Origin of the sequence: Micromonospora palythoicola, assembly GCF_036689795.1 — a bacterium.
GTDB lineage: Bacteria > Actinomycetota > Actinomycetes > Mycobacteriales > Micromonosporaceae > Micromonospora > Micromonospora palythoicola.
Genome location: NZ_JBAGKI010000011.1, coordinates 95,018 through 113,665, shown reverse-complemented (window position 1 = coordinate 113,665; position 18,648 = coordinate 95,018). Strand labels below are relative to the sequence as shown.

General features: G+C 71.0%; 17 protein-coding genes, 1 pseudogene and 1 riboswitch. Of the genes and pseudogenes, 8 read left to right on the top strand and 10 right to left on the bottom strand.

Translation table 11 applies throughout. From position 1 onward, the window contains the following. Nucleotides 1–279 (top strand): annotated as a pseudogene (locus tag V5O40_RS07620) (hypothetical protein); the annotation flags it as partial. A gap of 10 nt (nt 280–289) precedes the next feature. On the opposite strand, the gene V5O40_RS07615 reads toward V5O40_RS07620, so the two are convergent. The 5 genes from V5O40_RS07615 to V5O40_RS07595 form a co-directional block, all read right to left on the bottom strand. After that, complete coding sequence (locus tag V5O40_RS07615) at nt 290–1,237, bottom strand: TerC family protein (RefSeq protein ID WP_332904812.1); 948 nt, start codon at nt 1,235–1,237, stop codon at nt 290–292. 187 nt (nt 1,238–1,424) lie between these two features. Further along, on the bottom strand, nt 1,425–2,531 hold the full coding sequence (locus V5O40_RS07610) for a potassium channel family protein (protein ID WP_332904811.1): 1,107 nt from the start codon (nt 2,529–2,531) through the stop codon (nt 1,425–1,427). A 52-nt stretch (nt 2,532–2,583) separates the two neighbouring features. Further along, on the bottom strand, nt 2,584–3,636 hold the full coding sequence (gene pseI, locus V5O40_RS07605) for a pseudaminic acid synthase (RefSeq protein ID WP_332904820.1): 1,053 nt from the start codon (nt 3,634–3,636) through the stop codon (nt 2,584–2,586). Next, nucleotides 3,627–4,751: a glycosyltransferase family 2 protein gene (locus tag V5O40_RS07600; protein ID WP_332904810.1), complete on the bottom strand. Its 1,125-nt coding sequence runs from the start codon at nt 4,749–4,751 to the stop codon at nt 3,627–3,629. Before V5O40_RS07600 ends, pseI begins: the two co-directional genes overlap by 10 nt. A 127-nt stretch (nt 4,752–4,878) precedes the next feature. Beyond that, on the bottom strand, nt 4,879–5,910 hold the full coding sequence (locus tag V5O40_RS07595) for a hypothetical protein (protein ID WP_332904809.1): 1,032 nt from the start codon (nt 5,908–5,910) through the stop codon (nt 4,879–4,881). 293 nt (nt 5,911–6,203) lie between these two features. On the opposite strand from V5O40_RS07595, the gene V5O40_RS07590 reads away from it, so the two are divergent. From V5O40_RS07590 to V5O40_RS07575, 4 genes are all read left to right on the top strand, one after another. After that, nucleotides 6,204–7,526 (top strand): acyltransferase family protein, encoded by a 1,323-nt coding sequence (locus tag V5O40_RS07590; RefSeq protein ID WP_332904808.1) that lies wholly within the window; start codon nt 6,204–6,206, stop codon nt 7,524–7,526. 111 nt (nt 7,527–7,637) lie between these two features. Beyond that, the gene (locus V5O40_RS07585; RefSeq protein ID WP_332904807.1) at nt 7,638–8,189 is read left to right on the top strand and encodes a hypothetical protein; all 552 of its coding nucleotides are present in this window, start codon (nt 7,638–7,640) and stop codon (nt 8,187–8,189) included. Nucleotides 8,190–8,382: 193 nt separating this feature from the next. Then, complete coding sequence (locus V5O40_RS07580; protein WP_332904806.1) at nt 8,383–9,141, top strand: hypothetical protein; 759 nt, start codon at nt 8,383–8,385, stop codon at nt 9,139–9,141. A 277-nt stretch (nt 9,142–9,418) separates the two neighbouring features. Beyond that, nucleotides 9,419–9,559, top strand: a riboswitch (cyclic di-AMP (ydaO/yuaA leader). Nucleotides 9,560–9,782: 223 nt separating this feature from the next. Next, nucleotides 9,783–10,664 carry a C39 family peptidase gene (locus V5O40_RS07575; protein ID WP_332904805.1) on the top strand — a complete coding sequence of 294 codons (882 nt, stop codon included), beginning with the start codon at nt 9,783–9,785 and terminating at the stop codon, nt 10,662–10,664. A 264-nt stretch (nt 10,665–10,928) separates the two neighbouring features. Here the strand turns inward: V5O40_RS07575 and V5O40_RS07570 are convergent, their stop codons facing one another. Together V5O40_RS07570 and V5O40_RS07565 are read right to left on the bottom strand one after the other, a co-directional pair. Continuing rightward, complete coding sequence (locus V5O40_RS07570) at nt 10,929–11,129, bottom strand: DUF397 domain-containing protein (RefSeq protein WP_332904804.1); 201 nt, start codon at nt 11,127–11,129, stop codon at nt 10,929–10,931. After that, entirely contained in the window at nt 11,120–11,932 is an 813-nt protein-coding gene (locus tag V5O40_RS07565; protein WP_332904803.1) for a helix-turn-helix domain-containing protein, read from the bottom strand. The genes V5O40_RS07570 and V5O40_RS07565 overlap by 10 nt, the downstream gene beginning before the upstream one ends. A 261-nt stretch (nt 11,933–12,193) precedes the next feature. On the opposite strand from V5O40_RS07565, the gene V5O40_RS07560 reads away from it, so the two are divergent. After that, nucleotides 12,194–12,385 carry a hypothetical protein gene (locus tag V5O40_RS07560; RefSeq protein WP_332904802.1) on the top strand — a complete coding sequence of 64 codons (192 nt, stop codon included), beginning with the start codon at nt 12,194–12,196 and terminating at the stop codon, nt 12,383–12,385. Nucleotides 12,386–12,614: 229 nt separating this feature from the next. Then, nucleotides 12,615–13,424 carry a class I SAM-dependent methyltransferase gene (locus tag V5O40_RS07555; RefSeq protein WP_332904801.1) on the top strand — a complete coding sequence of 270 codons (810 nt, stop codon included), beginning with the start codon at nt 12,615–12,617 and terminating at the stop codon, nt 13,422–13,424. Nucleotides 13,425–13,533: 109 nt separating this feature from the next. Here the strand turns inward: V5O40_RS07555 and V5O40_RS07550 are convergent, their stop codons facing one another. After that, nucleotides 13,534–14,184, bottom strand: a complete 651-nt coding sequence (locus tag V5O40_RS07550; RefSeq protein WP_332904800.1) for a DUF4360 domain-containing protein — start codon at nt 14,182–14,184, stop codon at nt 13,534–13,536. A 472-nt stretch (nt 14,185–14,656) separates the two neighbouring features. Here V5O40_RS07550 and V5O40_RS07545 point away from each other — a divergent pair, with 472 nt between their 5' ends. Continuing rightward, nucleotides 14,657–15,304, top strand: a complete 648-nt coding sequence (locus tag V5O40_RS07545; RefSeq protein ID WP_332904799.1) for a DUF4360 domain-containing protein — start codon at nt 14,657–14,659, stop codon at nt 15,302–15,304. 92 nt (nt 15,305–15,396) lie between these two features. Here V5O40_RS07545 and V5O40_RS07540 read toward each other — a convergent pair whose 3' ends face one another. After that, nucleotides 15,397–17,094 carry a CDP-glycerol glycerophosphotransferase family protein gene (locus tag V5O40_RS07540; RefSeq protein WP_332904798.1) on the bottom strand — a complete coding sequence of 566 codons (1,698 nt, stop codon included), beginning with the start codon at nt 17,092–17,094 and terminating at the stop codon, nt 15,397–15,399. Nucleotides 17,095–17,127: 33 nt separating this feature from the next. After that, on the bottom strand, nt 17,128–18,633 hold the full coding sequence (locus tag V5O40_RS07535) for a bifunctional cytidylyltransferase/SDR family oxidoreductase (RefSeq protein WP_332904797.1): 1,506 nt from the start codon (nt 18,631–18,633) through the stop codon (nt 17,128–17,130). Nucleotides 18,634–18,648: the final 15 nt, after the last annotated feature.

Sequence of the window (18,648 nt, the reverse complement as noted above, 5' to 3'; positions counted from 1 at the left end):
GGTTGCGGGCCCAGCGACTTCTGGGGCGGGTGGCCCGGGGTGGTGTGTGTGCCCAAGCCCCCCGCCGGGCGGGGGGCCACGTGGGGCCACCGGCACGGCCTGGAGGTGCCGCCCGGCACCGCCTGGCTGTGGCGCACCCTGCCGTTGGACGACCTGGTCGTCACCGTCGCCTTCACCCCCACCGCCCGCGCCGACCTGACCGCCCACGCCGACCGCGCCGGCCCCGCCCGCCGAGATCCGCGCACTTTCCCCGATGCTGCGGTGTCCGACGCCGGCTGAGACCGCACCATCACCGAAGTTGTGCGGGCTCCGGCGTTTCCGGGCGCGAGCTGGTGCTGCGCAGGCTCCAGGCGATCGACACCGCGATCGTCGCCACGATGACGCCCAGGGTGACCGGGATGGGCAGCTTGCCGACCGGGGTCTCGGACAGGATGAGCTTGACCCCGGCGAAGGCCAGCAGCACCGCCAGGCCGTAGTGCAGGTGCACGAAGCGGCGGAGCAGGCCGGCGAGGCAGAAGTACAGGCTGCGCAGCCCGAGGATCGCGAACGCGTTCGCGGTCCACACGATGAACGTGCTGGTGGTGATGGCCAGGATCGCCGCGACCGAGTCGATCGCGAAGATCAGATCGGTGGTCTCGACCGCGATCAGCACCACGAACAGCAGGGTCGCGGCCCGCCTGCCGTTGATCCGGGTGAAGAACCGGTCGCCGTGGTAGGCCGGATCGGTCGGCAGGAGACGGCGTACCAGGCGTACCACCGGGTTGCGGTCCGGCGGGGTCTGCTCGCCGTGCCGGAACGCCATCTTGTAGGCGGTCACGATGAGGAACGCACCGAACAGGTACGCGGTCCAGAAGAACGTCTCCAGCAGTTCCGCGCCGACGAAGATGAACACGAACCGGAACACCAGCGCACCGATGACGCCCCAGAACAGGACCTTGTGCTGGTACGCGGCGGGAACCGCGAAGTAGGCGAAGATCATCGCGAAGACGAACACGTTGTCGATGGACAGCGCCTTCTCGATCAGATAGCCGGCGAAGTAGGTGCCGGCCACGTCACCGCCCTGCCACGCCCACAGGATCACCCCGAACAGCAGGCCGGCGGCGATCCAGATGCCCGACCAGGTCGCGGCCTCGCGGAAGCCGATGACGTGGTTGTCACGGTGCAGGAACAGGTCGATCGCCAGCATCACGGCGATCGCCAGCATCAGCAGGGCCCAGACCCACCAGGAGACAGACACCGGGAAGACCTCTCGTCCGGCCGGACGCGGCGTCCGGCGTCGCAAGACGAAGGTCTCCCCGGCCACCGGTGTGGTGGCCGCGTCACCGGGGCCCGGATCGGCCGGGCCCGTACTGACGGTGGCGCGCAGTGCGTCGGGTACTCCCCCTCGAACTACGTACCATTATTCACGAAGCATGCTTCGTGCGTCAAGGCTGCTCCGGCTCGTCCGGTCGGGCCACCCCGATCGGTGGTCCCTCGCGGGTGGCCCCGAGCACCGACCAGCCGCGCAACGCCGCGAGGAAGGGCAGTGACCGGGAGAGCACCTCGTCGACGAACCGGTCGCCGTCCGGTGGCCGATCGAACCGGGGCCCCAACTCGTCCACCAGCCGCGCGTGCACGCGGCGGAGAACCTCGTCGGGATCCGCGTCGGCCGCCGCCGGCTCGCTGGCCGCCAGCAGCAGATGACGGCCCAGGTAACGGCTGGCGATGGTGTCCTGAAGGCGCAGCAGGGCATACGCCAGTTCCTCCGCCCGGGGGCGCAGGCCGCGCCAGGCATCGCACCTGGCGGCCAGCAGGGCCGCGACGGTGACCGCGGCGATCTGCTCCAGGGCGGGTTCGATGTCGTAGTCCCGGCGGCGGGGCCGGTAGGTGAGGGCGACAAGCGGATACCGACGGACGGTGTCGTCGACCTCGCGCAGGCTCGCCGCCCAGGCCGTACACCGCTCGCGGGCCACGTCGACCCCCTCGTCGGTCAGGCTCCGGGCGAGCAGGCCCACCCCGTCGGTGCCGCGAACCTGGTCGTGGATGGTCAGCGCGAACCGGTTACGGACCGTCAGCCCGGTGATCAGCTCGATGAGATAGGTGGCCAGCGCGGCGAAGAAGCCGAAGCCGAGGGCGGCGGCGGTCACCGCGAACAGCTTCTGCGCCCCGGTGTCCGGGGTGAGATCGCCGAAGCCGAGCACGGTCAGCAGCCCGGTGGCGTAGTAGAGGGCGTCGACGAAGCCGGCCGGTCCGTAACCGGTGACCCGGTGGTAGCCGTCCAGATTCGGCCAGACGACGAGCGCGACCCCGAGCACCAGCGGCCCGAGCCAGGCGAGGAACGTGCCGGTGACCAGGACCGGCCCCGCCCAGACCAGCGGCGTGCGGCGCGGCGTGCGGCGTCGGCCACTGGTCAGCGACGAGGCTCGCCAGACCAGCCGCCGGACCGTACGGGCGATCGGTCCCTCCGCGTCCGGGTGCAGCACGGTGAGCCAGACGTCGACCACCACCACGGCGATCAGTGCCAGGCCCGCCGCCACCGCTACCAAGGTCATACGCAGAGGTATACCCGTCCGCCGGTGATCGGCACGACGCGCCCCGGCACCGTCAGACGAGGTCCCAGCTCAGCGCGGTGCCACGGGCCACGTCGGCGGTGAACCGGCGGCCCAGCACCCGGTCGATCTCGACCGGGGGGAGCCCGCCGGCCGGCCGGATCGAGCGGACGTTGTGCACGGTCACCTCGTCTCCGGCCCGCACGTCCGCCACCACGTACAGCGAGCGCCGGAAACGCAGGCCCTCCTGCTCGGCGGGGGTCGGCCCGACCGCCGTGCCGCCCAGTGCCGCGTACGCCCGCTCCGACTCGACCACCAGAGCGGCCAGCTCGGTCGGGTTGAGGGAGAAGTCGGAGTCCACCCCGCCGTCGGCGCGGTCCAGCGTGACGTGCTTCTCGATGAAGCAGGCGCCGAGCGCCACCGAGGCGACCGGCACCCCGATGCCGGGGGTGTGGTCGGACAGGCCCACCGGGACGCCGAAGGCGTCGGCCAGCACCGGGATGCGGCGCAGGTTGCTGTCGGCCGGCGGCGCCGGGTAGGAGGCGGTGCAGGCCAACAGGACGATCCCGCCGGCGCCGCCGTCGCGGGCGGTGCGCACGGCGGCGTCGATCTCGGCGAGGGTGGCCATCCCGGTCGAGATGACCATCGGTTTGCCGGTGGCCGCGACCAGCCGGATCAGCGGCAGGTCGACCAGCTCCGACGAAGCGATCTTGTACGCCGAGGCGTCCAGTTCCTCCAGCAGGTCCACCGCGGTGGCGTCGAACGGGGAGGAGAAGACGGTCAGCCCCAGGGCGCGGGCCCGCTCGAAGATCGGGCGGTGCCACTCGTACGGGGTGTGCGCCTTCTCGTAGAGCCGGTACAGGTTCTGCCCACCCCACAGCTCGTGTCCGCCGGAGATGCGGAAGTCCGGCGTGTCCACGTCGATGGTGATGGTGTCCGGCCGGTACGTCTGGAGCTTCAGCGCGTGCGCCCCGCTGGCCGCCACCGCATCCACGATGGACAGTGCCCGGTCCAGGTCGCCGTTGTGGTTGCCGGACATCTCGGCCACCACGAAGGGGCGCTCCCCGGTGCCGACCAGATGCGATCCGATCTTGAACGTCATTCCGATCCGTTTCCGTGCGTGCTTACCAACGTGCGGTCTCGGGCCGGGCCGTCCGCTGCCGGGCCCGTTCCGTCCGTCAGGGGATCCCCACCGGTGCCGCCCCGCAACCGGCCGGCGAGCCGGTGGGCCCGGCGCAGCGCCGCGTACGCCAGGTAGCTGTCGCGGCCGACCAGCCGGTGCTTGAGCCCCGCCACCCCGCTCGGCCGGGGGTAGCCGCCACCGGGCAGGTACCTGCGGTAGTGCGCGGCGACCCGGCGGAAGAAGTCCCGGCGCAGGTGTGGATGCAGCCGGTCGTCGTTGCCGACGACCACCAGGAAGTGGTTCACCATCAGGTCGAACAGCTCGGCGTGCCAGCGCCCGTCGGGATGCCGGTGCCGCAGCCAGGCGAAGAGGCGGTCGTACTGCTCGAAGGAGTCGAAGTGCCGGCCGCTGCGCGTCGAGGTGATCGCGCCCTGGCGACCCTGGCGGTACAGATAACAGACCCGGTCCAGCACGCTGATCCGCTCCGCGCCGACCAGCAGCGGATGACTGAACGGGATGTCCTCGTACCAGCCGGGGTGGAAGCGCAGCCCCAGCTCGGCCATGAACTCCCGGCGTACCACCTTGTTCCAGGCGGTGTGCTGCACCCGCAGCAGTTGCGGTCGGTCGGCCAGCCGCACCACGCCGGGGGTGCCGCGCAGCAGCCGGCTGCTGGCGTCCACCTCCTCGCGTCCGCACTCGTGCACCCGCAGGTGGTCGACCATCATCACGTCGGGGCGGTCCACCCGCAGCCGGCCCAGCACCGCCGGGATCGTGCCGGCCGGCAGCCAGTCGTCGCTGTCGACGAACCAGACGTACCGGCCGGTGGCGACGTCCAGGCCCGCGTTGCGGGCCGGCCCGAGGCCGACGTTGCGGGCCAGGTGCAGCACGCGCAGCCCGGGATGCTCGGTGGCGTACCCGCGCAGCAGGTCACCGCACCGGTCCGGTGAGGCGTCGTCGACGGCGACGACCTCCACAGCCGTCGCCTCGTCGGCCGGGATGTCCGCATGGATGGAGTCCAGGCACTGCCGCAGATACGCCTCGACGCCGTAAACCGGTACGACGATGCTCAGCAGCGGCGTTGGCGTCGGCGGTGTGACCACCCGGAAACCTTCGGCCACCCGGGTTGACGCACCTGGAACCTGACGTGGCCGGACGCGGTGAAGTTTTTGAACAGCCGATGAGTGCCAGGTTAACGACGATGTGGCGCGATCCTGCGAGCCCGAAGGCTCAGTAGTTGATGAAGCCGTAGAGCGCCAGGTGGTTCGACTTGGTGCCGGAGACCGTGTGGTCGATGCTGGACTGCCGCACGTCACCCCGGATGAACAGGTAGTCGATCTTGCTGGAGTTCATCGTCGGCTTCGCACCGTAACCGGTCATGCCGAATCCGCTCAGGGTGTTCGCGGCGATGCCCGTACGGTTCGCGTCGATACCGACGATACGGATCGTCGAGGCGTTCATCAGGCTTGTCGCGTCGGCACCGATGTGGATGCCGCTGCTCGCGATGCCGGTGTGGCCGGCACCACCGCAGGCGTTCTGCCGGTTCTGCTCCGGAAGGTGCATGGTGGCGGCGAAGACCGTGGTCCCGGTCGCCTTGATGGTGAACCGGGCGGCGATGGCGCTGGTCCGCTTCCACTTGTGCTCGTTGGTGGTGCCGTCGTCGTTGCTCGGCGGCTTGTACAAGGTGCAACCCGCGCCGTTGTTGTAGGCCGTGCCCGGCTTCAGCCAGCCGGCGCTCCAGTACTTCGAGATGTCGCCCGACGCCAGACTCAGCGTCCGGGTGTTCCAGATAATGGCGTTCGTCTGCTTCTTCTTCAGGTCGCCCAGCGACTGGTCGCTGCACTTGTGCGTACTGCCCCAGGGCTCCGGGTCGGTCCAGACCACGATCGAGCCGTAAGTGCCGGCGGGGTAACCGAACTTGGCCGCCAGTTGGTTCGCGTACGCCTCGGCCTGGCCGGTGCCGCGTAGCTGCTGCACGATGAGGATGTCGGGCGCGACCACCCCGGCGGTGCCCGTCTGGCCGTTGTCGTCGACGAGTATCGAGGTGAGGTGGTCCGGCCCGGAGATGCGCGTGCACGTCCCGTCGGAGTTGTTCGTCACGAGGTTCTCGATGTTGTTGTTGTAGACGCGCAGAACCCCGGCCGCGGCGACTGTCGAATCGACGTCTGCCTCTCCGGCCGCAGCCGAGGCGGAACCCGGGAGGGCGAGCAGCGCTACCGCGAGGGCGACGGTTGCGGAACGTGGTCGATGCTTCAGACGCAAGGCGCATTCCTTCCACAAAGGTACGGCGTACCTGTGAACGGTGTCAGAGGATGCGCACTTTACATTGGTTTTGATAACTGGCCAGGGCCGTCTGGCCAGAACGGGCAAATGCCGCATAGTGGTCGCTGGAGTGCGGCAGGGGGTGGCAGAGGCAGCGCGTTCTGCGCCAGCTGCCCGGGGTAGGGTGCCTGGGCCACCAGACCGGTTACGCGAAAGATCGCATCCGGCTGCCGTCCGGGCGGCCGGCAGGAAATGGGTGCGCGTGTGACGTGGTCGGAAACCGGGAGGCGGGCATGACGAGCACTACCCTCGCGGCGTCGGCGACCACCCCGACCGGGCGGACGAACGCCGACCGCCTGCCGTCGCTCACCGGCCTGCGCTGGATCGCCGCGCTGCTGGTCTTCGGTTTCCACGCCGGCACCATGCGCATCATCGCCGACCCCGGCCCCCAGGCGGTGGTGGGGGAGATCTTCACCCTGGGCCTGTCCGGGGTGCAGTTCTTCTTCATCCTCAGCGGCTTCGTGCTGGTCTGGTCCATGCGGCCGGGCGCCTCCCGCCGCCGGTTCTGGCGGCGACGGTTCGCCAAGATCTATCCGAACCATCTGGTGCTGTGGGCGTTGGCCATGCTGGCGATGCTCTGGTTCGCCGACCCGATCAACCCGGTGGCGGCGCTGGAGAACCTCTTCCTCGTCCAGGCCTGGGATCCCCGGCCCGGCCACTTCTACAGCGTCAACAACGTCAGTTGGTCGCTCTCCTGCGAACTGTTCTTCTACCTGTGTCTGCCGCTGGTGCTGCCGGCGGTGCGGCGCGCCCGACCCTGGTTGCTGTGGGCCGTGGTGATCGCGGTGCCGCTGCTCATCCTGGCGCTGTGGCCCGGGCAGGCCCTGGTGCCGGAGGCGGACCGCTGGTGGTTCGCCCAGGTCTTCCCGCTGGTCCGTTCGCTGGAGTTCTGGATGGGCGTGGCCGCCGCCGAACTCATGCTGCGTGGTCGCTGGCGGGGGCCACGGCTACCGCTGGCCAGTCTGATCTTCGTGCTGACCTGGGTGGCGGCCTCCCGGTGGATCCCGGCCGAGTTCTGGACGGCACTGCTGTCGGCGGCGTACGTCCTGGTGATCGCGGCGGCGGCCGACGCGGACGTGCACGGGCGGCGCTCACCGCTGCGCTCCAGACCGATGGTCTGGCTGGGCGAGGTCTCGTTCGCCTTCTACCTGGTGCACGTCTTCGTGATCATGACGATCCTGCGGGTCAGCGGCGACTGGGGCACCGGCCTGCCCGGCTGGTGGGGCCCGGTCGCGGTGATCGGATTCCTGCTGCTCACCCTGGGACTGGCCGCGCTGTTGCAGCGGTACGTGGAGCAGCCGATGATGCGTCTCCTGGCCCCGTCCCGGCCACCACGACCCGGCCCGCAGGACGGCGGGCCCGCGACGCCGGATGGCGGGTGGTCCGCGACGTCCGGTGGCACGGCGCGAGTCACGGAGTCGAACGGTGTCCCGCGATCCGGTCCGCCGGGCGGACCGGTCGTGGACGGGCTGCCGCGCCAGCGGGTGTCCGGTGACGGCGATGCGGACCTCGCCACCGGCCCGGGGCAGGGCCGCTCCGTCCAGCAGGGACGGTAGGCGGCCGGCGGGCTGACCTGCGCAAATAGGCGTACGTACCCGACGCGCCGGACGGTACGACACGCCCGGTGACCGGTGCGTGCGGGCCGTCGGTGGCGGTAGCGTGACGAGGTGCTTCCCGCCGCGCCCGCCCGTCCGCTGTGGTGGTTGGCGCGCTGGGCCGCGCGGCTGCTGACCGGGCTCGCGGTCGCCGCCGCCTTCACCCTCGGCGCCTGGGCACTGCCCGACCGGCCCCCCGTCGCATCGCCGGCCGAGGCCGCCGCCGTCGCGCGTGACCTGGCCCGCGACGTCGCCGCACCCCCCGACCTGGCCGGTTTCGACCTGGCGAACGGTCTCGACCTGGTGGCCAGCCTCGACCTGGCGACCGGTCTCGACCGGGTCGGCCTGGCGATGCCGACCGTGCGCGGTGCCGGTGACGCCGACCTGGCCGGGGCGTCCGCGTCGTCGGCCGGGCCGCGCGCCGGTGACGCGGCGGAGGCGTCCGGGTCGCCGAGCGCGCGGGACGCCGCTGACTCCGCCGGGTCGGCGATGCCCGCGACGCCGCCGGCGGCCGGTGGCCAGCCCGGGCTGACGGCGCTCGGCAGCGGCACCGCCGGCGTCACGCGGGGGCCGGCGGCTCCGGTGGCGGGTGTCCGGGTCGCCCGCGCCCCACCGCACGCCTGATCCTGGCGACCCCTTCGTCGCCTCCGCGCCGCGCACCCGCGCCGAGCACGGGCCAGCCCGTTGCCGCCGATCGCGCCGTCGGTGCGCGCCACGACCGGCGGCACCGCCCGCCCGAACCCCGGCAACCGCGCCGCAACGCCGTCCGCTGCCGGTACGACCACCTTCGCCGTACCGATGTCCCTGAGGTGCCGACATGGAGAAAACCGTTCTCTACCAGTTCCTGATCGACGTGCCGCGCGCCGCCGCCATCTGGTCGGTCCTGCTGGTGCTCGCGCTGGGCGTGCTCACCGTGCTGGTCGCCCGCCCGGAGCCGTCCGGACCGGTGGAGAAGACCACCGACCGGGACGCGCTCCGCGCCGCGGCCGAGGAGACCGACCTGCGCCGATACGCCGGGGAGGTGGCGGTCGCGGCAGCCGGCGCCGGCCAGAACGCCGAGCGGCGGCGCACGGCGTGGCGGGTGGCCCAGGGGGAGCTGGACCGCGCCTGGGTCGCGTACGACGAGGCGGAGGCCGCCGCCCGTCGGCTGGCCGGTGTCACCGGACTGCCGGCCCCGCGCACCCCGCGCACCCCGGCCGAGTACGCGGCTCGGGAGCGCTGGCTGCACCGGGCCGCGATGGCTGCCCACTGGCGCGGTGACCTGACCGTCCGGCAGCTCACCGACGTACTGGCGCACCGGTCCGGCTGGGATCCCCGACGTCACCCGGCCGAGCAGGAGGCCGTCATCGCCCGGGTGGTACGCGACAACCGCCTGGCCGCCTATCGATCGGCCGCCGAGCGGGAGCGTGACCTGTGGCGGGCGGCGGAACTGGCCACCGAGGCGGCCCGCAGCCTCTCCGCCGAGGCGTACGCGGCCGCCGCGCGGCTCCGACCGAACCGAGCGCCCGCGTCCGGACGCGCCGTCGTCGAGCGGTCCGACCTGGTCCCGCGTTGGCGTCCGGCTCGGCTCGGCTGAAATTCCGTGAGCCGGGTCACATTGGTTCGAAATTCGGTCACTGTTCGTAGGTGAGACGTTTGCCGCAGTAATCCCCGTCGAGTTTTCTCCCTGCCGTCCGGTTGTCACCCGTTGGTACCCGGAATGCGGTCGGTCCCATTGAACGACGCCAGTTCCCGGATACCCGAAAATTGCCCCGCCCGATCATGTTTAAGCAGGTCAGAGCGGGTTGGCTTCAAGGTGACCGGCCAGTAGTGTCAGCGCGTCCGGTGCGGTAACCGATCGCAGGAAGCGACGCCGTACCGACCCGCTCAATCGTGAACTCACGAACCGGGGACCCACTGCACCACTGGGGTGAATCCGCGAGCCTCGGCCCGCGGTAGGGCGACTTCCCGCCCGAATCCGTCAGCTAACCCGGTCGGCGGTGACGGAAGGAGTACCAACCCTCGTGCAGTCCGATGTGATCTCCCCGTTCCCCCACCTTCACGGCACCGCGGTGCCCGTGCTCGCCGGCCCGACCGCCGCGAGCTGACCCCGGTCATCGCCACCGCCCGGCCCGCCGGGCGTACCCCTGAACGGTCTGTCCCGCTCACCCGGGTGGTCGTCGGCGTCCCGTCGCCGACCCGACCGCCGGAGCCGGTGCGCCGTTCTCCCCTCAGCCCGTGGAGGAATCAGTGAAGCACGCCCTCACCCGCCGGCTCCGCCGGCTGGTCAGCGAACGCCCCTATCAGCTCGTTGCCGGATCCGCCGTGGCGCTCGTCCTGGCCACCGGCACCGGCGCCGCCCTGGCCGGCACCGGGAACACCCCGGCCCCCACGCGGGCCACCACCGCCGCCGAACTACGCGGCGACACGGTGGCCGCGCCGAGCCAGGCGCAGGTCGCGCCGGCCACCGCCGCGCCGAGCAGCGCCGCGCCGGCAAGCGCCGCGCCGGCCAGTCCGGCACCGGCAAGCGCCGCCGCCTCGCCGTCGCCGAAGCCCAGCTCGGCCACCCCGGACCCGGACCTGACCAGCAAGAAAGCGGCACCGAAGCCGCCCGCCTCGAAGGTTCTGGACTACGACCACCAGGCCCAGATCAACGGCTACTACTGCGGTCCCGCCGCGGTGCGTAACGCGCTGAGCGCCGCCGGTGTCGCGCGCAGCCAGGACGCCCTGGCCAGCCAGCTCGGCACCACGTTCGCCGGCACCAACTCGGCCGAGGACACCACCCGCGTCCTCAACGCCGTCGTCAAGGGCGACCCGTACGAGACCACGATGATCCGTGGCGGTGCGGCCACCCCGGCCCAGATGGACCAGCTCCAGGCGGACGTCGTCGCCGCCGTCACCGACGGGCGGGGCGTCGTGGTGAACGTCGCCGGCTCCGTCACCGACACCGACGGCCGCTGGCACTCCTTCCCCGGCGGCCACTACATCGCCGTGGTCGGCTACGACGACTCCGGCCGGCTGGTGAAGATCGCCGACTCGGCCGACGCCTCCTACCCGTCGTACTGGCTCAGCACCATCGACCTGGCCAACTGGGCCGCCACCCGCGGCTACTCGGCCTGATCGCATCGTTCCGCCGCACCCGGAAGCCCTCGGCCCGCTGGCCGAGGGCTTCCGTTTCGGGTACGTCGAGCGGTGGGTCGTGCTGCGTTGTGGGGTCGACGTGGCTCGGGTTTCGTCAGGCGTGGGTCGAGCTGTGTCGACGGGTCGACGTGACTCGGGTCTCGTCAGGCGTGCGTCGTGCCCGTGTCGTCGGGTCGACGTGGCTCGGGGTTCGTCCGGCGTGCGTGCGGTGCGGTGTCGCCGGGGCGACGAAGTTCGGGCTCGTCAGGCGTGCGTGCGGTGCTGCTTCGCCAGGCCGACGAAGCTCGCCCAGGCGGCCGGGGTGAAGACCAGCGTGGCGGCGTCGCGGTTCTTGGTGTCGCGGACCAGCACGACGCCGGGCAGGTTGTCGGCGACCTCCACGCAGTCGCCACCGCCGGCGCCGCTGCGGGTGGACTTGCGCCAGGTCGCGCCGTTCAGATCCATGGCTTCACAACATCCTTCATGCGCTCGATCGACTGGCGGCCGGACAGTGCCTCGTTGCGTACCGTCTCCCACCGGGACAGCAGGTCACTCAGGTCGTCGTCCTTGTCGACCAGGACGCCGCCGAGTTGAGTTTCGAGATTACCCACCCAGCCGCCGTCCGCGCCCCGCGCCAGGATGAAGGGGCCGGTCAGTCCGATGTGCATGGCGATGCCGGTGGGCACCAGGTGCACGCTGATGTTGGGCCGGGTGGCCAGCGCCATCAGGTGGTGCACCTGCTCGACCAGCACGTCCTTCAGGTCCTCGTCGACCCGCCGCAGCACCACCTCGTCGATCACCGCGACGAGTTGCGGCGGGTCGTCCTGCTCCAGCACCGTCTGCCGGGCCATCCGGTTGGCCAGCCGACGCTCCACCCCCGCCTCGGTCAGCGCGGCGTCGGTCCGGATCACCGCGCGGGCGTAGCGCTCGGTCTGGAGCAGGCCCGGCACCAGCGTCGGCTGGTAACAGCGGAGCTGCCGGGCGTTGCGTTCCGCCTCCAGGTAGGGCAGGAACCACGCGGGTTGGCGCAGCACCTCGGCGGTGCGCAGCAACTCCTCGAACATGCCCCCGGTCTCCAGCACCTCGTCCGCCCGCTTCGCGTACGGCCGGTCGAGGGGGCGGGTGCCCACCTCCACAGCGGACACCAGGGACGCCGAATAGTTCGTCCGCCTACCGAACTCCTCCTGGTTCATGCCCGCGGCAGTACGCAGCCGGCGAAGCTGCGCGCGGATCAACTCATGCAGGTCGGAAGGCTGCTCGCGTTCCATGTCCCCTCCACCGGGTCTGTCAAGATCGCCAAGGGGCCGCCCAGGGCCGGATCGGGGCACCCGGACCCCACCGTGGCCAGCGTCGATGCCTTCCGACCGTAGTGCCGTCCTCACCAGACTGTCACGCAACGGGGCCGCTCCCATCCACAGGGCGGGGTGGTTCTGTCCCCGGGGTCGCCCGTGCGCCTTCCCCCGCGTCCGGGCGGCCCCTCCGATCGCTGACTGGGAGGTCGATGTGCGTACCCGGGTTGCCTGGTACCTGTGCCCGACGACGTTGCTGCCGGTGTACTCGCCGGGGCACCGCTGGTGACCGCCGCCGGCCCGGGCGCGATCACCAGCCGACTGTTCGCTCCCGAGCGGGGTCCACGTCCCCAGCGTCCGTACGCCTGTGGCGGCGAGGTGCCGCACACCCCGTTACGGCCGATGTGGTGCTGCCGCCACCAACCCGCCTAGCGACCCCCGCTGCCAGCACGCGAAATCTTGGACAGTTTCCGTCTTTCGCGAACGGATTCTGTCCAAGATCTCGGGGAATCGGTCCCCGGAGCGGACGGTGGGGGCGATCGATGGGTGGGGGTGGCGAGTAGGGGTGGCGGCTGAGGGACATGGGTCGGCACGACGGCTGTGGGATGCGACGATCAGGGTGACATCGGCCTCGACGTTTCGAGACGTGTGCGGGGGAGCCATGGGTAAGCAGGGGCCCTACGTGGGGCTGGCCACGACGTTCGACACCGCCGCCGAGCTGTACGAGCAGGCCCGGCCGGGCTACCCGGAGGCGTTGTTCGCCGACCTGGCCGAGACGACCGGCCTGTCGACCGGGCCGGCCCGGGTGCTGGAGCTCGGTACCGGCACCGGTAAGGCCACCCGTGGTCTGCTGGCGCGTGGCTGGCAGGTAGTCGGCCTGGAGCCGGGACGGGAACTGGCCACCGTGGCGCGTCGGGTCCTCGCCGGCCAGGGCGACGTGCGCGTGGTGGTGTCGCCCTTCGAGCGGTGGGAAGCTGACGAGAGCGTGCCGTTCGACCTGGTCTTCGCCGCCACGGCGTGGCACTGGCTGGACCCGGCGGTCGCCTACCGTCGGGCGGCCGAGCTGCTGCGTCCCGGCGGGCACCTGGCGATCGTGGCCACCGAGCACGTGTCACCGGCGGGTGGCGACGACTTCTTCCGGCAGGTCCAGCGGATCTACGCCGAGGTGGGCATGGGTGACGGGCTGGGCGGTCCGCAGCCACCCGAGGCGATCACGGCCCCCGATGCGGCGGCGATGGCGGGCAGCGGGTTCTTCGCCGGCCCGACCGTGCACCGCTACGTCTGGAGTCGCGACTACACCGCCGACGAGTACCTGGCGGTGCTGTCCACGTACTCCAATCACATCGCCGCCGAGCCCTGGCAGCGGCGAACCCTCTTCGCCGGGATCCGGCAGCTGATCGCCGCCCGTCCGGCCGGGACGATACGCAAGCACTACCTGAACACCCTCCAGGTCGCCGTACGCCTCGACTGACGTATCTGCCGCGCCCGTTTCCGCTCAGGTAACCAGGGCGGCGGGGCGGGTCGTTCGCCCGCGCCCGCCGCCGGGTGGCTCGGCGTGGTGACGCAGCCGGATCAGCAGTTCAGCAGCGTTCCCACTTGAGGTTGAACAGGGTGTCGACGTCGCCCTCGGTCGTCGTCATGGACATGCTGACGTTCGAGCCGGCCGTACCCGGATCCACTCTCAACTCGGTGTTGACGTTGAGCACCCGCTGTTGTCCGCAGGGCGTGTAGACCAGCACGGGGGCGACGTCCGAGGTGCCCCAGAAACCGTTGTAGGGGCCGGTGAAGGTCGCATCGGTGCGGCTGGTCTCGGACGAGCCCTGCCAGTAGTAGCTCGTCCGCTGGCGACCGGTCGCGCCGGTGGGGATCCGGGCCCGCCCCCGGTAGTCGGCGGCGGCGACGGCGATGGTCCAGCCGGCCGGCACGTTGACGAGCACGCCGAGCTGACAGTTCTTCCGGCTCTCGGTGACCTCGACGCCCCGGCCGGCGGTCGCGACGAAGTCGTAGTACCGGATCCGGAAGCCGGTGTTGTCGGGATGGGCCACCACGCGGGCGGTGCCGGGCGAACAGCCGGAGCCGTTGGCCGCCACCACCTCGACGGTGATCTCGCTGTCGGGGGCAGCCGTGGAACCGGCCGGGGCGGCGTGCGCCGGTGCGGACAGGGACAACGCGAGAACCGTGCCGAGTACGGCGAAGATCGCGGTTCTCGCGCCGACGAGGTTCTTGGTCATTCTGTTCCTCTCGGATGCAGTTGATGTTCACCGAATTCAACGCGTGTTTCTTCGCCGAACGGCCGTGGGACTCGTCGCCTACCGGCCCGGTGCAGGCGGTGGCGAGTGGTGGTGAAGAGCACTCGGATGGCGTTCTGCGAGAGGATGCTAGCGACGCGTAACAGAGCTTGCAAGCATCAGTCCACGTCTATGTGATCGATTGCGGGTGGGTGCTTGATCGGAATTGCCGGATGCGGAGATCAACCCCTGTAACTGTTGCTGCGTAACGGGTGTGTGCCCGATTGAACGGTCTTGAGGACCGATGTTTCTGGCGATCTTCACCCTGTGGGACGACGTAAGGCTGCCCGACTGAGTCGAATAAGATTCGGCTTGGTGTTCATCTTCAAAGAATGGTGATTACGTTGACAGTCATCTATGTCTGTACGTAGCTTGTTCCGCATGTTGCGTCGTTTCCTGTACCGGAGGAGGATTCATGCGTAAACTGCTGACGCGAGGCGGCGTGGTGCTTGCCCTACTCGCTTCGTCGTTGACCGTGGGGGCGCCGGCGTCCGCTCGGGGAGTCATGGATGATCCGCCCACCGACAAGGTCGTGATCGACCTTGTCGCGATGGCCGGCTCCGGATGCCGCCCGGGCACCGCCGACGTCGCGGTCTCCCCGGACAACACCGCCTTCACCACCATCTACAGCGACTACCTGGTCCAGGCGGGCCCGGGCATCCCGGTCACCGACGGGCGCCGGAACTGCCAGCTCAACGTGCTGGTGCACGCCCCGGCCGGTTACACCTTCGCGATCGTCAAGGTGGACTACCGCGGGTACGGGCTGCTCAACCCGGGCGCCGTCGCCTCGGCGCGGGCGAACTACTACTTCCAGGGCATGACGCAGAGCACCTTCAGCAACCACCCGATCCCCGCCCCGCTCGACGACAACTGGATGGTGACCGACGAGGTGCCGATCGCCTCCGTGGTCTGGCACCCCTGCGGCGAGCTGCGCAACCTGAACATCAACACCGAGCTGCGCCTGAGCCGGGGTAGGTCCACGGACACGAACTTCCTCACGATGGACTCGACCGACGGCAGCATCCAGACGATGTACCACCTCGCCTGGCAACCCTGCCCGTGACCTGACCCCGGCAGAACCGCGTGAGGGTGGTCGGCGATGCCGACCACCCTCACCGGGTGCCCAGGGTGCGGCGCACCGGGCCGCCCGTGAGCTCAGGTGGTGGAGGTGAAGGGTGCGGCGACCGCGGTGCGTTGCGCCGGTGCGGTCCAGGCCGGGTCCAGCTCGCGTCGGGCGGCGGCCAGGAAGACCTCGGCGTACGAGTCGACGGGGAAGTCACCCAGGTAGCGGTGGCGGGTGGCCCAGCGGGCCTCCGCGAGCGGATCGGTGTCGAGCAGTCGGGTCAGCACGTCGTCCAGGTCGGCCATGTCCCGGCGCAGCACGTAGCCGGTGGCGGCCAGCGGGAAACGCTCGACGAACCGGTCGCCGTCGGTGCCCATGTCGGTCACCGCGTACGGCTTGCCCGAGTAGAGCCAGTCGGAGACCACCCCGGACACGTCGGAGACCAGCGCGTCCGCGCGGTTGACGCAGTCGGTGAGCGTGAGCCGGCTCGCCGCGGCACCGTAGACGTGCGCCCGTCCGGTGCGGGTCCGGTCGGCGGCGAGCAGGTCGTGCAGCCGGGCCAGTTGCCGGGCCGAGGCCGGGTTCTGCGCGGTGTAGGGGTGGGCCCGCAGGATGACCGTGGCCCCTCGGTCCAGCAGCCGGCGCAGCAGCGGCTCCGCCACCGGCAGCGAGCAGTAGTCGGCGTCGGCGTTGTGCCCGGTCCAGGTGGGGGTGTAGAGGACCGTCGGGTTCGTCAGCCCCCGCGCCGGCCGTGAGCGCACCTCGATCGCCTCGACCTGGGGACGGCCGACCACCACGAACTTCTCGGCCGGGATGTCGATCCCGGCGCGGGCGTACCGCTCGATGGCCGCCTCACCGGCGACGAAGATCCGGTCGAAGATCGCCGAGACCGGGTTGGCGCTGGGGGCCTTGTCACTGTCACCGTGATGCAACTGCACGTGGGTGAGCTGGGTGAACCTGATGCAGTGGCTGTTCTTGGCGCCGTGGTTGACGTAGAACGCCACCCGCAGGCTCGGCACCAGCACCTCGTCCATGCTCCGGGTGGTGGGGCAGTAGATCACCGGGGCGGTGGTGGCCGCCGCGATCGGGGCCAGGAACTCCGGCTCCCGGACCATCACCACGAAGGGCCGGCCGATCCGGGCCAGGTACGGCAGCCACATGGTGACCTGATACTCGGAGCCGGGCGGGGCGGAGAAGTGCAGCACGAACTCGGGCTGGTGCCGGCGCAGCGCCCGAGCCACCGCCGACCCGGCCGGGGACGGCCGGAACCGACGCCGGGCCAGGTCGAGCGCGACCGCTGCGGCGACCCCACCGACCAGCAGCGTCGCCGCCAGGGCCACGGCGGCGGGCAGACCCGCCAGGGCGGCCAGGGCCAGCAGGCCGAGCAGCGCGGCCACGGCGTCGCCGAGCATCGCCGCGGCCTGCGGTACCCAGGCACGGACCGGCAGGTTGGCGACCCGGATCTCCAGGTTCCCGGCCTGGCGCAGCGGACCGGTCAGCAGCACCAGGCCCAGCAACACCAGGGCGGTCGCGGCCAGCGCCGGATCGAAGCCGGCGTCGAGCTGCCGGGCATAGCCGACGAGCACTCCCGCCGCGACCAGCGTGGTCTCCGCGACGTTGTCGGCACCGGGTCGTACCCGGCGCTCCCAGACGGTGGCGGCAAGGGCCGCCACCGCCAGGCAGAGCCCCCAGGCGGTCGCGCCGGTGAGGGCGAGCACCAGGAACGCCACGACCGCCCCACCGGTGGCCAGGCCCCGTGCGGTCAACTTGCGGACCAGCTCACCACGCATCTCGGTGTCGCCTTCGCGGTCGAGGGTCGGAGGTCAGCCGACGGGGGCGGCGCTGGCCGACCGGTCGGTCTGTGCGGGTACGGCGACGGCGACCGGTGCCTCGCCCGGCGGACGGCGAACGTCGATCACCTGGCCGGTGAGATCCGAGATCAGCACGTCCAGCGACGACTGGGCGACGGTCTCGGCGGCGAGCAGCGTGTGCTCGGGCTCCGCGCCGAAGGCCTTCGTCCGCATCGGGGTGGCGGTCCGCTCCGGGTTGATGACGTTGACCCGTACGCCGAACTCCGCCCACTCGTCGGCCAGTGCCTGGGTGAGGTTGACCAGGGCGGCCTTGGTGGCTGAGTAGAGGGCGTAGTCGGCCCGCCCACGGGTGTACGAGCTGGAGGTGTAGAGCAGCAGCTGGCCCTTGGTCTGCTGGAGGTAGGGCAGGGCCTGCCGGGCGACGGTGACCGGGCCGACGAAGTTGACCTGGAGCACCCGGTCGATGGTCTCCTGGTCCATCTCGGCGAGCGCGCCCTTCTCCAGGATCCCGGCGGTGACCACCACGTGGTCGATCCGGCCGGTGGCCTCGAAGGCGGTCCGCAACGCGGCCTCGACGTCCTCGGGGCGCTCCACGTGGGTGCCGGTGCTGGAGCGGCTGAACGGGAAGACCTGGGCACCGTAGCGGCGGGCCAGCTCCGTCAGGTCGTGCCCGATGCCGTAGCTGCCGCCGAAGACGACGATCGTCCGGCCGGAGACCTCCTCGCTGTAGGCGCGGTGGTCGGTCAGTCGGGGCACCTTGGCGGCGGCCAGTTGGAACAGCTTGTCGGCCAGGTGCACGTCGACCGGGTGGGTGACCTTGATGTTCTCGTCCGAGCCGTCGATCACCTTGATCGGGGTCTCCGGGAGGTAGCGCAGGACCACGCCGCAGTCGTCGGTGGCGGCGAAGTTGGGGTCGCCCTCGGCCCGGCGGTACGCCTCGCGGATGGTGCCGGAGCGGAACGCCTGCGGGGTCTGCCCCCGACGCAGCGTGGCCCGCACCGGAATGTCGGTGATGCACTCGTTCTCGTCGACCTGGATGATCGTGTCGGCCGACGGGATGGCCACGTCGACGGCCGAGTAGGTCCACAGGGCGTTCACGCACTCGCGGACGATGCGGCCGCTGAGCAGCGGGCGCACCGCGTCGTGGAAGAGGATGTTGCAGTCGCCCTCGCCGACCGCGTCCAGCGCGACGCGGGTGGTGGCGTTGCGGGTGTCGCCCCCCTCGATCACCTTGGTGACCTTGCGGAAGCCGGCCTTGTCGACGATCTTCTGCGCCTCGGCGACGTGCCCGGTGGCCATCAGCACGATGATCTCGTCGATCTCGGGCGCGGCCTCGAAGACGGCGAGCGTGTGCTCGATGATCGGCTTACCGGCGATCTTGAGCAACTGCTTGGGAATGCCCAGGCCCAACCGGGTGCCGGTGCCGCCGGCCAACACCACCGCCACCGTCCGTGAGGGTCGCCACGGCGCCCGGTCCTCCAACGTGGTACCCGGGTCGGTGGTCTGGTCCTGCGTCATTGCCGGTCCTCGCTC